The sequence below is a fragment of the Soonwooa buanensis genome (assembly GCF_900167905.1).
Lineage (GTDB): Bacteria > Bacteroidota > Bacteroidia > Flavobacteriales > Weeksellaceae > Soonwooa > Soonwooa buanensis.
In genome coordinates, this window is sequence record NZ_FUYZ01000001.1 from 429,952 (window position 1) to 443,083 (window position 13,132).

General features: G+C 33.4%; 13 protein-coding genes and 1 pseudogene. 4 read left to right on the plus strand and 10 right to left on the minus strand.

Features of this window, described 5'->3' with window-relative positions:
• Positions 1-3: 3 nt before the first annotated feature.
• From B5X62_RS02130 to B5X62_RS02145, 4 genes are all read right to left on the minus strand, one after another.
• On the minus strand, positions 4-618 hold the full coding sequence (locus tag B5X62_RS02130; RefSeq protein WP_079665730.1) for a low molecular weight phosphatase family protein: 615 nt from the start codon (positions 616-618) through the stop codon (positions 4-6).
• Positions 619-637: 19 nt separating this feature from the next.
• On the minus strand, positions 638-1,102 hold the full coding sequence (locus tag B5X62_RS02135) for a DUF6428 family protein (RefSeq protein WP_079665731.1): 465 nt from the start codon (positions 1,100-1,102) through the stop codon (positions 638-640).
• 117 nt (positions 1,103-1,219) lie between these two features.
• Positions 1,220-1,549 (minus strand): ArsR/SmtB family transcription factor, encoded by a 330-nt coding sequence (locus tag B5X62_RS02140; protein WP_079665732.1) that lies wholly within the window; start codon positions 1,547-1,549, stop codon positions 1,220-1,222.
• 79 nt (positions 1,550-1,628) lie between these two features.
• Complete coding sequence (locus B5X62_RS02145) at positions 1,629-2,846, minus strand: site-specific integrase (RefSeq protein WP_079665733.1); 1,218 nt, start codon at positions 2,844-2,846, stop codon at positions 1,629-1,631.
• A gap of 492 nt (positions 2,847-3,338) precedes the next feature.
• On the opposite strand from B5X62_RS02145, the gene B5X62_RS02150 reads away from it, so the two are divergent.
• The 3 genes from B5X62_RS02150 (at position 3,339) to B5X62_RS02160 (ending at position 5,312) form a co-directional block, all read left to right on the plus strand.
• The gene (locus tag B5X62_RS02150; RefSeq protein ID WP_079665734.1) at positions 3,339-3,776 is read left to right on the plus strand and encodes a helix-turn-helix domain-containing protein; all 438 of its coding nucleotides are present in this window, start codon (positions 3,339-3,341) and stop codon (positions 3,774-3,776) included.
• A gap of 23 nt (positions 3,777-3,799) precedes the next feature.
• Positions 3,800-4,627 (plus strand): IS3 family transposase, encoded by an 828-nt coding sequence (locus B5X62_RS02155; RefSeq protein ID WP_245797132.1) that lies wholly within the window; start codon positions 3,800-3,802, stop codon positions 4,625-4,627.
• A gap of 187 nt (positions 4,628-4,814) precedes the next feature.
• A complete protein-coding gene (locus B5X62_RS02160; RefSeq protein WP_079665736.1) occupies positions 4,815-5,312 on the plus strand; it encodes a hypothetical protein in 498 nt (165 codons plus the stop codon).
• A 71-nt stretch (positions 5,313-5,383) separates the two neighbouring features.
• On the opposite strand, the pseudogene B5X62_RS02165 reads toward B5X62_RS02160, so the two are convergent.
• The 6 genes and pseudogenes from B5X62_RS02165 to B5X62_RS02190 all read right to left on the minus strand — a co-directional run.
• Positions 5,384-6,418, minus strand: a pseudogene (locus B5X62_RS02165) (IS256 family transposase); the annotation flags it as partial.
• Between the two features lie 284 nt (positions 6,419-6,702).
• Positions 6,703-7,977, minus strand: a complete 1,275-nt coding sequence (bioA, locus tag B5X62_RS02170; protein WP_079665737.1) for an adenosylmethionine--8-amino-7-oxononanoate transaminase — start codon at positions 7,975-7,977, stop codon at positions 6,703-6,705.
• A gap of 11 nt (positions 7,978-7,988) precedes the next feature.
• On the minus strand, positions 7,989-9,005 hold the full coding sequence (gene bioB, locus B5X62_RS02175; RefSeq protein WP_079665738.1) for a biotin synthase BioB: 1,017 nt from the start codon (positions 9,003-9,005) through the stop codon (positions 7,989-7,991).
• The gene (gene bioD, locus B5X62_RS02180; protein WP_079665739.1) at positions 9,002-9,634 is read right to left on the minus strand and encodes a dethiobiotin synthase; all 633 of its coding nucleotides are present in this window, start codon (positions 9,632-9,634) and stop codon (positions 9,002-9,004) included. The genes bioB and bioD overlap by 4 nt, the downstream gene beginning before the upstream one ends.
• A 100-nt stretch (positions 9,635-9,734) precedes the next feature.
• A complete protein-coding gene (locus B5X62_RS02185) occupies positions 9,735-10,844 on the minus strand; it encodes an aminotransferase class I/II-fold pyridoxal phosphate-dependent enzyme (RefSeq protein WP_079665740.1) in 1,110 nt (369 codons plus the stop codon).
• Positions 10,837-11,460 carry a hypothetical protein gene (locus B5X62_RS02190; protein ID WP_079665741.1) on the minus strand — a complete coding sequence of 208 codons (624 nt, stop codon included), beginning with the start codon at positions 11,458-11,460 and terminating at the stop codon, positions 10,837-10,839. Before B5X62_RS02190 ends, B5X62_RS02185 begins: the two co-directional genes overlap by 8 nt.
• A gap of 66 nt (positions 11,461-11,526) precedes the next feature.
• Here B5X62_RS02190 and B5X62_RS02195 point away from each other — a divergent pair, with 66 nt between their 5' ends.
• On the plus strand, positions 11,527-13,008 hold the full coding sequence (locus B5X62_RS02195) for an aminotransferase-like domain-containing protein (protein ID WP_079665946.1): 1,482 nt from the start codon (positions 11,527-11,529) through the stop codon (positions 13,006-13,008).
• The last annotated feature ends 124 nt before the right edge of the window (positions 13,009-13,132 follow it).

Sequence of the window (13,132 nt, forward strand, 5' to 3'; positions counted from 1 at the left end):
TGGTTATCTGCTAATTTTTGAAAAAACATAAAACATTTCTGTTGCTATCTGCAAACTTCTTTCCGCATATACTTGTGATTGTTCTGGTGTATTGTCTGAAATTTTAGGGTCTTCAAATGTGATAGGTATTCTTTTTTCTGCACCTGCAATAAATGGACATCCTCCGTCTGCCTGTGAACAAGTCATAATAGCTGCAAATGCTGATACAGGATTAAAAGGGTTATCATATTTTTTAGAAAAACCAATTATAGGTAAAGCATTATCGCTATACTTAATAGCATATACAGGATTGTTACTTTCTACAATTTTGAAAATATTAAAACCTTGATTTATCAATGTTTCTGCAACTATTGGAAACAATGCAGTTTCTTCTGTGCCACCCGAATAGCAGGTTACATTTGGTATATTAAAATGTGCTGATGCTACTTGTGCCCAAACTTGCGATAAATGGCTTCTGCGTGAATTATGCGTACAAATGAAATTGATATTTATTTCCTGGTTATCATTTACTTTTTGCTGTATAAAATCTATCAACGGCTGCAATACACCTTTACGCTCTTTTCTGATATTCTGTAAATCAATACTATTATTAATGATTTCGATTAGTTTCTGATACATTGTATTTTGGTTTTAGTATTTAACAGCATCCCGAATTAGGTGTACAGCAAGCATTATTCAAGTCTGATAATTTTACTTTCTGTTTTTCGGCAGGAATACCGCAAGCATCTTGAGCTAAACAAGCGGTTTGTTTGTTCTTCAGTATAAAGTGATTTCCGTTAAAATCTAAGTCGTATTTGCCAATCGTTTCACTTTGGTATTCTACTTCTATTTCTGCATCTTCAATACCTAATTTTTCTTCAGATAATTTGATGATGTTTAATAGTTTGGTTGGCTTTAATCTGTGTTCAAAATCGTTCGCATTCCATAATTGGAAATTGACAACTTTTTCATTTCTTATGGTTCCGCCACAATCAATAAAATGTTTTGTGATTACACCTACTTCTGTAACGTGGAAATGTTCCGGTACAAACGTTCCATTCTCTAATTGAAATTCAACATTATCTAATGCTGGTAAGATTTCTTTGATGTTTGATAGTTTCATAAAATTTCTATTTTATTATGATATTCTGTTATGCTTTATTATTCTGTATTTAAGGCTCTATTATTAGAATATGTTACATTGCAATATGACGATATTAAAATGTATAAAAAAATGCTTTTAACAGCATTGATTTACTTTTACTTCCTGCTCAAAGAATTGATTAAAAAGCCCTTGTACTTCTTTCCATTTCTTTTCTTCTATACAATAACAAACTGATTTTCCTTCTATCGTTCCTTGTATGATACCGATGTTTTTTAACTCCTTTAAGTGTTGCGAAATAGTTGCCTGTGCCAAACCTAATTCATCTACCAAATGATTGCAAATACAGGCTTTCTGATTGATAATATATTGAAGTATTGCTACCCTTGCAGGATGCCCCAACACTTTAAACAAAGAAGACAATTTATTTTGTTCATCTGAAAATATATCTGATTTAGTAAGTCCCATAGCTCATATTTTAATATCGCAATATTACGATGTTATTTTTTAACTGCAAAATGTTTTATGAAAAAAAATTGTATTGAGTTTAGTTGATGTATTGTTCAACTGCTTTATCCAACTCTTCACTGATTACTTTGGCATAAATCTGAGTAATACCAATATCTGAATGGTCTAACAGTTTTGAAACATATTCTATCCGCATACCATTATTTAAAGCATTGGTAGCAAATGTATGACGGCTTAAATGGAAAGATAAACCAAAAGGCAATTCCATATCCTTACCAATTCTTCGTAACTTCTGACCACACAAAATATTTTTGGCATTGATGATATGGGCTTGGTATTCCTCATTACTATCGAACAATTCTACATCTTCAATAATTGGGAAAACAAAATCCGTAGGTTGTGAAAATTCGGTTTTGTATTGGTTCAAAATATCAATCGCAATCTGACCGATTTTAAAATTATGGGTTCTTTTGGTTTTGCGAATATCCTTTGTAATGCGTTGTTCTTTCTCATTGTAATCTTTCCATTTCAAACTCACTACATCACTAAAACGTAATCCACCTGCATACACCGCAAAAATGAACATATCTCTAAATATTTCGTCCTTTCCGGTATATTCAATTTTTAGGGTTCTTAGCTTTTCAATCTGCTCTTTGTTTAGATATAAACGTTTGCCTTTATCTCTTTTTACTTTCACTTTTGAAAATGGATAAATAGCTTCCAAAATAATATCTTCCCTTTGTGCATCCCGAAACATTACCGATAAAATCAACAAAGAATAGTGAACCGTTGTAGCTCCATTTTTCAACGTATTGGAAAGATAGTTTACGTAGTCTTTCAACATTGTAACTGTAATATCATCGAAATACACATCTCTATGCCCTACAAATTTTTCAAACTTAGCAACATACTGTTTATAATTTTTGTAAGTGGCAACCGATACAGTTCCTTTTATACGCTCACAACGATTGTAAGCATATTCAAAGAAGTTTGCCATATCCTTACCCTTAATGGCTTCTTTTAGTTTTCTTGCTGATACAGATTTACGTTTGCGTTCGTGGTCGGCTACTGTTCCTTCAGCATCGGCAATTTTTTGAGAAAGAAAAGCATTCATTCTTGCACTATTCGGGTGGTTCTTTTTGATTTTCTGCTTTTCATCATCCCACTCATTTTGCTTCAGCTTTACTCCGGTAGCTACAAACTTGGCTTTTCTATCCTTTATAACCCTTATGAACAACGGACTATGACCTGTTTTATCTTCTTGATTTGTTCTAAGAACTAATTTTATTGATGCCATAAAAAAAAGTATTAAGTTTGTTGTACTAAATAAATGAAACGAGTGCAATTTGATGAAACCCTTTATTTATCAGATATTTCAAAGCGGTGCAACCTAATACAAAGATACAACATTTGGTACAACAATACTATCTTTTCATTGCTTTTTTATGCGTTATTTTATTCCTATCGTTTTTATAACTTATTGATAAATAGGTATTTTAGTGCAAAATGCGACATACGATTTAATACTTTTAATAACACGGTATTGGCAAAATGGCGGGTTAAGGGAGAAATTGAAAGTTTCTCCTTTTTTTGTAGCAACAGCCATTTATATTTCCTTTTTTCATAAATTTAAAAAATAGTAAAAGGCTGTTGCTTAGCTTAGTGCAAGATTGAAAGTTTAGGCTTTCTAATCCGCCACTATCGCCAATACGCGGCCCGTTATCTGCAATGATATATGATGCATCGTCCTAAAATAGGTTGACCAAAAATTAAGCACTTTTATTAAACAATGGACTTAACAAATGGACAAGCCTGCCGAATTCTAGCGAATGCGCAGAATCGTGAGAACCTTGAAATAAACAACAAATCTCGAACAAAAAGAAACGGCAAAAAAACCTCTTTCGAATTCAAAATTTTCGTCATTTCGCAAATCAATAATGGGCAAATTTCCACTAACTTTGCTTCAAAGAAGTATGATATTTCCAGAAGTACAATGGATTATTGGCGAAAAAAATTAAGTAATTACACCTCAAAAAGTAAAGCCATGAGCAAAGAATTAGAGATTAAAAAATTAAAAGAAAAGCTCCAAGAACTGGAGTGGATAAAGGATTTTCAACAAGATGTTATCGTAGAATTTGAAAAAGTTACAGGCAAGGAACTTTCAAAGGAATTATTGCCCAAACATTTAGCAAACGAGATTCAGAAGAGAAAGAACAAGCTAAAATAAAGCTTCTGTATCAAGTTTTTGGGATTTCAAAACAAGCTTATTATCAACGTCAAAAATCTTTTCAGAGACAAATGTCTATCAATGAAAAAGTTATTGAAATAGTTCAAAAAATACGAAAAAGACAACGTAAAATGGGAACTAGAAAACTCTACGATAAAATGAAATCTGAACTTTTAAAAAACAACATCAAAATGGGAAGAGATGCTTTATTCACGCTACTTCGCAACCACGGAATGCTCATCAAAAAGAACAAATGTTATCACATAACAACCGATTCAAAACATTTTTATTACACATCTCCTAATCTGCTGAAAGAGACTGAATTAACACACGCTGAACAAGCTGTTGTTTGTGATATCACTTACATTAAAACCGATCAAGGACACGCTTATTTATCGCTTGTTACGGATCCATATTCCAAGCAAATCATGGGTTATGCTCTGGAAGACAACATGAAAGTAGAAATGGTGAAAAAAGCCCTAAAAATGGCGCATAACAAGCTGCAATTTGGATTAGAAAACATCATTCATCACTCTGACCGAGGATTGCAATATTGCTGTCCAGATTACACGGAATTTGCCAGGAAATTAGGATTTAAAATGAGTACCACTCAGAAATACGATCCTTACGAAAACGCTGTAGCAGAAAGGATTAACGGGATTCTTAAATACGAATTTGGATTTAAAAATGTTATTAAAGATTTAAAAACCGCTCAAAAAATGATTAAGGAAGCTGTGGACATCTACAACAACGAAAGAACGCATTGGAGCCTAGGTTTGAAGACGCCTGCGCAAGCTCATAACGAGTTCAATAAACACATTTATAAATCTTATTCAAAAAAATCTGCATGATGTTGTTGGTGAAAAAAATCGGTAAAAAAATGTGGGAAAATCAACTGGACAAAGCGAAGGAAATTTTTCCAAATTTTATTCCGACATTAAAAACAAAAATTCCTATTTTTAAATCGTGAAACAAATCCTAAATATTAACCAAAAAGAGTCAACCTATTTCAGGACATGACACAAGTCCCTGCAAATAATGAATACAAAGAAATTTAAACACACATTAAGTTCAATTCTTTTTGCTTCAACTTCACTGCTCTATTTTCTTCTTGCGTATATTGGATATGGAAAACAAAATCTAGACTTGTCAGAATATTCACAATATCAAAATACTATAATTAACAAAGGAATTGGAATTCATTATGAAAGTAAAGGAAGAAAATCTCAAGTGTTTTATATTGCTTTAAATAATTTGGATGAAAAACTTGGAATTTATCGAATGTCTAAAAATTATGATGATTTACTTGATAAAATAAAAATTGGAGATTCAATAAAAGTGTATTATCGACCAAACTCTAATGAAAAAGAGAATATCAATATTGATTTAGTTCAAGTTGAAAAAAATGGTAAAATTCTAATTAGCAAAAATGAATATGAAAATAAAGAAAGTGCTCTAATTTACATTGGACTGATTGCTGGAATTGGAACTTTATTTTTGGCATTTCGACATTACAAATATGGTTATATTTTTTAGCCACAAAAAAACTTCCGCTAACATTGTATTGGCAAAATGCGGGGTCAAATTTAAAATAGAAAATTTTGTAATATTTTGCCGTTGAGATTTTCAATTAAATTTGTGGTGTAAATGATTTTTCGTATTTCGAGAGAAAATTCAAAGAATACGGTCAACTCATCCCAATTGTTTCGCCAGGATTGGATAGCATAAGAATATTTACTTTCCCATTTGTCTGCAAAATCACCCAGAGCTGCTTGAGCCGCTTGTTTTGTTGGAGCGGAGTAAATATGCTTCATATCGGCAGAAAATTCTTTTCTGTCCTTCCAAACCACATATTTGCAGGCTTTTCTTATTTGATGGACAACGCAAATTTGGGTTTGAGATTCAGGAAAGACGGAACGGATGGTTTGGGTAAATCCGTTTAAGTTATCGGTAGCGGTGATGAGAATATCCTCCACACCACGGGCTTTTAAATCCGTGAGAACACTCATCCAGAAGGCTGAGCTTTCATTTTTTCCAAGCCACATTCCCAAGACCTCCTTTCTCCCGTCATGGTATAATCCCACAGCCAGATAAACGGTTTTATTAATGACTTTGGAATTTTCTCTTACCTTGAAAACAATCCCATCCATCCAGACAATGAGATACAAATCTTCAAGCGGGCGGTTCTGCCAGCTCACAACTTCACGGGCAACCGCATTGGTGATTCGTGAGATGGTAGAGGTAGAAACCTCAAAATTATACATCTCTTTAATTTGTTCTTCAATATCACTTATACTAATTCCCTATGCATAAAATGAGATGATGATATTCTCCAAACCATCGAAAATATTATGTCTCTTTGGAACCAATGCTGGTTCAAAACTACCTTCTCTATCTCTGGGAACTTTAATTTCAGATTCGCCAAATGAGGATTTTATCTTTTTGGTCCCATATCCGTTTCTGTAATTTCCAGTGATGGATTTCTGATGCTTTTCATTATCCAGATGGGTGTCCAATTCTGCATCAAGCATATGTTGTACAGCTCGTTTATGCATTTCTTTGAAGAAAGAGGTTAAATCTTCCCCATTTTTAAAGGACTTATAGAAATCCTTGTTGTTTAATAAGTCTTCTTTGTCTATCATAACTATGTAATGGTTAAAAATAATAAAAAGTTATTTCCGTAAAATTTTTTGAGCTATAAGGGCTCAAAATTTTCCAGAATAACTTTTTTACTTACACAGTTAGTGAGATACTACCTTGATAATTCAGGACAAGATTTCAGGTTAATTTCAAAAGTGTACAATGGTAATAATATATCTTTAGAAATTGAACCTGAAAAACTGCCAAATTGGTTTTTAGAATATGTATTGAAATATTATTTGTAATCAATATTTTGTATATTGATATCATAAAATACCATTTCGACTTAAATACATATCTTCGAATCTAACACTTCCAAAATAGTATCATAAATCATTTGTAATTCAAATGGCGAAATACAATAAGGAGGAACGAGATACATCACATTCCCTAAAGGCCGCATGATAATTCCTCGCTCTAAAAATTCTTGATATAGCAATTTTCCGATATCATTAAAATAAGAAGTTTGTTCGTCATTTTTAATTTCCCACGCTAAAATTGTTCCGGTCTGTCTTACATTCTCAACCTTGGGATGTCGTTGTAATATTTTAGAAAAATTTAAATGTGCTTCAGTAAGTGAATAAATATTATTCAAGGTTTCTTCATTTAGCAACAGTTCCATACTTGCTAAGGCCGCGGTGCAGGCTAAAGGATTTGCCGTAAAAGAATGACCATGAAATAAGGTTTTGTATTTATCATCTGACAAAAATGATTCGAAAATTTCATTCGAAGAAGTTGTAATTCCCATCGGCATTGTTCCGCCTGTCAAGCCTTTTGAGAAACACATAATATCTGGTTTTTGAGATAAATAATTCGCAGCAAAAAGCTTTCCTGTTCTTCCAAATCCTGTAAAGACTTCATCTTGTATCATCAAAATTCCCTTCTCTCTGCAAAATTTCATTAATTCAGATAAATCCTCCGCTTTGTGCATCAACATTCCCGCAGCACCCTGAACTAAGGGTTCGTAGATAAAACAGGCAACTTCATCTGCGAAATTTTCAATTTGATTTTTTAAACTTTCCAGATTTTCTGAAGTCGGTGTATCAATAAAAATAACTTCAAAAAGCATCTCTCCAAAAGGCTTTGTCCAGACACTTCTTGCGCTCACGGACATTGCCCCGAAAGTATCACCGTGATACGCATTTCTAAAAGCCAGAATCTTCTTTTTTTCCTTCCCTTGATTATGCGAATATTGAATACACATCTTCAAAGCCACTTCCACCGCCGTCGAGCCATTATCTGAATAAAAAATTTTTTCTTGATTTTCAGGCAAAAGGTTTAATAAATTCTCCGAAAGCTTAATGGCTGGCTCATGGGTAAATCCAGCGAAAATAACCTGTTCCAATGTATTCAGTTGCTCCGAAACCCTTTGTGCAATGTACGGATGTGCATGACCGTGAAGCGTTACCCACCACGAAGAAACTGCATCAATATATTGTTTCCCCTGCTCATCAAAAAGATAAATCCCTTTTCCTTTTACAATGGGAATTGCATCATCAGCCGTTTTCATTTGAGTATAAGGGTGCCAGTTGACGGCTCTGTCACGTTCTTGTAAAGTCATATTTTTATCAACTATAAGTTAGCATTCCAGGTTTCAAACTGTTCGGTAGCTTTTTCTGATTGTCCTTTCATTGGTTTCAATCCTAAATTTTGTAACATCTGCATATCTTCCGAAACTCCCGGATTTGGCGTCACCAAAAGAGTTTCTCTTTCTCCAGTAAAGATGGAATTGGCTCCTGCCATAAAACACCAACCTTGTTCAAATTCAGTCATTTCAATTCTTCCTGCACTTAGACGAACCATTGATGATGGCATGATAATTCTCGCTGTTGCGATCATTCTCACCATTTCCCAGGTATTGGTTTTTTCATTATCCTGCAACGGAGTTCCTTCGACTCTGGCCAATGCATTGATTGGAACAGATTCCGGATGTTTTGGCATATTTGATAATGTTAAAAGCATTGAAATTCTGTCTCCGTGAGTTTCTCCAAGACCGATAATTCCTCCTGAACAAACGGTAATTCCTGCTTTTCTCACATTATTGATAGTATTAATTCTATTATCAAAAGTTCTGGTCGAAATAATCTCTTCATAATATTGCTCCGAAGTATCCAAATTATGATTATAGGCGTACAAACCTGCTTCCTGAAGACGAATTGCCTGTTCTTCCGTCAACATTCCCAATGTACAGCAAACTTCCATTCCAAGTTCATTTACGCCTTTCACCATATCGATTACCCTGTCGAAATCACGATTGTTACGCACTTCACGCCACGCTGCAGCCATACAAAAACGCGACGAGCCATTGTCTTTTGCTTTTTGAGCATGTGCAATTACCTGTTCCGTCGGAAGCAAAGCCTGAACTTTGATATTCGTTTGATAACGAGCTGCTTGCCCGCAATACGAACAATCTTCGGGGCAACCTCCGGTCTTTATGGACAGCAAAGTGGACATCTGGACTTCCTCAGCATTGTGCCATTCGCGGTGAACAGTTGCTGCCTTATAAATTAATTCAAGAAGCGGAAGATTGTAGATTTCTTCGATTTCTTGTTTTGTCCAATCATTTCTCAATTTTGTTTTATCTCTCATCTATTTTCTAATTGTTTTGTAATATTTTCTATATTTTCTTTTGTTATGTTCTCGATGTCTGGAATTCTTATAATTTTTGTTTCTAATTGAATATTTTTACAAATAATTCTTTTAGTGTCTGATGGAAAATTTCCATTAAGGATTAAATATTGTAGTTTAATTTTTCTTTGATTTAAAGCTATTATCGACAGTAAAGTATGATTGATGCAGCCTAAATAATTTCTTACAACCAATCCCACCGGGATATTCAATTTTTCAATTAAATCAATAATATATTCCTTATCATTTAAAGGAACCATCAATCCTCCTGCTCCTTCAATAATTAAATTATTTTGAGTTTCAGGAATTTTAAATTCATTTAAATCAATTATAACACCTTCTTCTTTCGCCGATTGATGTGGGGACGCAGCTAATTGGAAACGGTAAGTTTCAGGATGACAAATAGTATTTTCTCCAACCCAATTTTTGATTTTCATACTATCAGAAAAATCTAAATCTCCAGATTGTACCGGTTTCCAATAGTCTGCATTAAAATATTTTATTAAAACTGCCGAACAAACGGTTTTTCCTACTTCGGTCCCGATGCCTGTGACGAAGAGTTTTTTTTGTTTCTTATCTTTCGTATTCATAATTTTATATAACTATCTGTCATTTCGACAAAGGAGAAATCTATCCCTTATTAATAGATTCTTCACTCCGCTTCGCTATGTTCTGAATGACAGTCATTCTTTAAATAAATGTTTTAACAATCTTTGTTAATTCCAAAATTTCCTCTTCTTTATTAAAACTATGCAGACAAATTCTCAACCTCTCTGTTCCTTCTTTGACAGTCGGACTAAAAACGGCATATGTCAAAAATCCATTCTCCAATAAAGCTTCTTTTAAACTTCTCAATCGATGGTTGTTTGGAATTATAATTGCCTGAATCGGGCTGTTTTCGGATGATGGAGTTTCTAAATTTTGTTGACGAAAAATTTTAATATTTTTCTGTAAATCAATTGACAATTGATTGTCTGATTTTATAAACTCATGTCCTTTCAAAATGCTCATCCAAAGAAAATCATGCGCCGAAGTGGTATAGATAAAGGGTGATGCAAAGTTGATGAGATAAGATTTAATTAAGTCATTTGTTAAAATCGCTGCTCCATGGGTTCCAAGTGATTTTCCATAAGTAATAACCGTTGCCAAAACTTTATTTTGCAATTGAAATTTATTAATCAACCCATATCCGAAAATGCCAAAAGCATGGGCTTCGTCAACAATCAAATTGGCATTGTATTTTTCTGTGATTTCAACAATTTTCTGAATCGGAGCAAGATCTCCATCCATCGAATACAAACTTTCGATCGCTACATAACAAATTCTGTTTTGTCTTTTTAAAATTTCTTCTAAATGTTCAGGATCATTATGTTTAAACTTCAGCTTTTTTGCATTAGACATTTTGCACGCATCATGAACTGAGCGATGGATTTGTTCATCCACAATAATCGTATCATGACGGGTCGGAAGCGTTGAAAATATGGCAAGATTAGCATTATAACCCGAAGGGAAAAGCAACGCAGATTTATATTGATGTTCTTTAGCAATAAATTCTTCAGCTTCTGTAACAATAGAACTATTTCCGCTTACTAATCTCGAACCTGTGCTTCCGGAAAGCAATTTTGGATTTTCAAAGACTATTTTTAATAACAAATCCTGAAATTCTTGATTTCTCGCCATTCCCAAATAATCATTTGAATAAAAATCTATTCCTTCCGATTTTTGATTTAAAACCCTCAGCGTACCCTTCTCTTTTCTTTTTTCTAAAGCTTCCTCGAAATGATGAAATTGATTAAGCATAATTCAATTCTAAAATCTCTTTAGAAATCGCCTGAATCCATTGTTCATGGAGTTCTTTTTCAATATTTAAAATGACTTCAGCATGAGCTTTCCAATCTTCAGAAAATTCATCTAATTGATTTATCATTTCTTCCAAATGCCCCTCTTCTTCCAAAATAATTGATTTAATCATGATTTTTGAAGCAGTTTTTGTAAGAATTTCCTGATAGACCGGATACAATTTATCCGCACGAACTTCGATTGCATAAGTCACAAAAAGATAAGCGGCAAATTTTAGTTCTTCTTTATTAAGTTTAAAATTTTGCTGAAGATGTTTACAGGCTTTAATATCAAGAGAATGAAGATATTGTCTCGTCGCGATAGAAGCTAAAAGTTCATTATTTTCATACGTTTTGCATAATGCAGAGTCAATTTTTCCGATTTGTTTTTTCAGATAAAAAGCATGGCGATGCTCTTCCGTCGCATGTTTTAATTGAATCAAACTAACTTTCGTTGGATGCTCACAAGCAGAAATTTTTCTAGCTCCTGCATTTTCCATGAATGAAAGCGTGTTCAGCCATTTTGCATGAGTTTCATTGTGCTGAACAATTTTGTCTAAAAGATTGTAAAATTCCATTCTTTTTTGTTTTGGTTTCAAAAGTAGTATATTGCGGGATGGTTGAATGGTGCCAGTTTTAAGATTATGGATAGTCCGGTTGAAATTCCTTATCAAAGTTTCATTAAAATCAATAGAGATTCTGAGGTCTCTCTATATATGCAAATCTCAAATCAGTTGATTAACGCAATACAACGTGGTTTTTTGCCCTTTGGAACAAAACTTCCGGGAACGAGAGCTTTAAGCCAGATTTTGGAGGTTCATAGAAATACAATTGTTTCAGTTTACGACGAATTATTTGCTCAAGGTTGGGTGGAAAGCCTTCCCAATAAAGGAACTTTCATTATTGGAAAAGATCAGGATAAATCTGTAGAATTTAGAAACTTTGAAAAAACACATCTTGAAAATTATCCTAAAACGACAGGCTTTACATTCAAAACATCGAATATTTTAGATAACCCCTTTGAACATTCCAATTGTGAATATAATTTCAATGACGGAGTTCCGGATATTCGTTTAACCCAAATCAATCAGCATTCCAGAATTTACAGCTCTATTTTAAAAAGAAAAGCCCATAAAATAGGACAATACAATCAGGATGGGAGCGAATTTTTCAAGAAAAATCTTTCAAAATATCTGAATCTATCAAGAGGATTACCTATTTCAGATAATAATCTTCTGATAACGAGAAGCACCGAAATGAGTATTTATATTGCTTCGGAAATTCTTTTATCAAAAGGCGATACTGTTTTAGTTGGAGAATTAAGTTATTTCTCGGTCAATATGATTTTTCAGAAAGCTGGTGTAAAAATTCAATCCGTATCGATTGATGGTGAAGGGGTCAATGTTGAAGAAGTTCGGAAAATCTGTGAGAAAGAGAAAATCAGAATGATTTATCTTACACCACATCATCATTACCCTACTACAGTTACATTAAGTGCTCACAGAAGAATAGAACTTTTAAATCTTGCTAACGAATTTAATTTCATAATTTTAGAAGACGATTACGATTATGATTTTCATTACGATAAAAGTCCAATTCTTCCTCTTGCAAGTGCTGATACCAGAGGAATGGTAGTCTATACTGGTTCTTTTGGAAAGTCTCTTGCGCCTGGCTTCCGTACAGGGTTTATAGTTGCTCCTGAAAACCTAATGATAGAAATGCGAAAATATCTCGGAATAATTGATAGGCAGGGTGATGTTTTGATGGAACATGTTTTGGGAGAAATGATTGCTGATGGAGAAATTAACAGATATTTAAAAAAATCATTGAAAATCTATAAGGAAAGAAGAGACCTTTTTTGTCTGTCTTTAGAAAATTCTTTGGGAAAATTTATTAATTTCAATAAGCCCTCCGGAGGACTTGCTGTGTGGATTGAGTGGAAAAAACCATTAAATTTAATACATTTAAGTAACGAATGTATCAAAAACAATGTCTTTATTCCGAGAACACTACTATATCAAAACAAAAACTTGACCGCAACTCGCCTTGGTTTTGGAAATTTAAATGTAGATGAAATTAATGAGTGTATAACTACAATAGCAAGTTGTGTAAAACGTATATGTTAAGATTTAAAATTGCTTTTTGAAAGGTCGTTGAGGTTTTATTTGTAAAAATCTTTTTTTTTGGAAAAAAGACACTATCCCGTAAAGTGTGTAAGTTAAAAAGTTATGGCTTAGATGAACTTGCAAC

Coding starts and splice junctions, on each gene's coding strand:
- B5X62_RS02150 (WP_079665734.1), top strand. CDS start 3,339: ATGGACTTAACAAATGGACAAGCCTGCCGAATTCTAGCGAATGCGCAG.
- B5X62_RS02130 (WP_079665730.1), bottom strand. CDS start 618: ATGTATCAGAAACTAATCGAAATCATTAATAATAGTATTGATTTACAG.
- B5X62_RS02195 (WP_079665946.1), top strand. CDS start 11,527: ATGGATAGTCCGGTTGAAATTCCTTATCAAAGTTTCATTAAAATCAAT.
- B5X62_RS02190 (WP_079665741.1), bottom strand. CDS start 11,460: ATGGAATTTTACAATCTTTTAGACAAAATTGTTCAGCACAATGAAACT.
- B5X62_RS02185 (WP_079665740.1), bottom strand. CDS start 10,844: ATGCTTAATCAATTTCATCATTTCGAGGAAGCTTTAGAAAAAAGAAAA.
- bioD (WP_079665739.1), bottom strand. CDS start 9,634: ATGAATACGAAAGATAAGAAACAAAAAAAACTCTTCGTCACAGGCATC.
- B5X62_RS02145 (WP_079665733.1), bottom strand. CDS start 2,846: ATGGCATCAATAAAATTAGTTCTTAGAACAAATCAAGAAGATAAAACA.
- bioB (WP_079665738.1), bottom strand. CDS start 9,005: ATGAGAGATAAAACAAAATTGAGAAATGATTGGACAAAACAAGAAATC.
- B5X62_RS02140 (WP_079665732.1), bottom strand. CDS start 1,549: ATGGGACTTACTAAATCAGATATATTTTCAGATGAACAAAATAAATTG.
- B5X62_RS02135 (WP_079665731.1), bottom strand. CDS start 1,102: ATGAAACTATCAAACATCAAAGAAATCTTACCAGCATTAGATAATGTT.
- B5X62_RS02160 (WP_079665736.1), top strand. CDS start 4,815: ATGAATACAAAGAAATTTAAACACACATTAAGTTCAATTCTTTTTGCT.
- bioA (WP_079665737.1), bottom strand. CDS start 7,977: ATGACTTTACAAGAACGTGACAGAGCCGTCAACTGGCACCCTTATACT.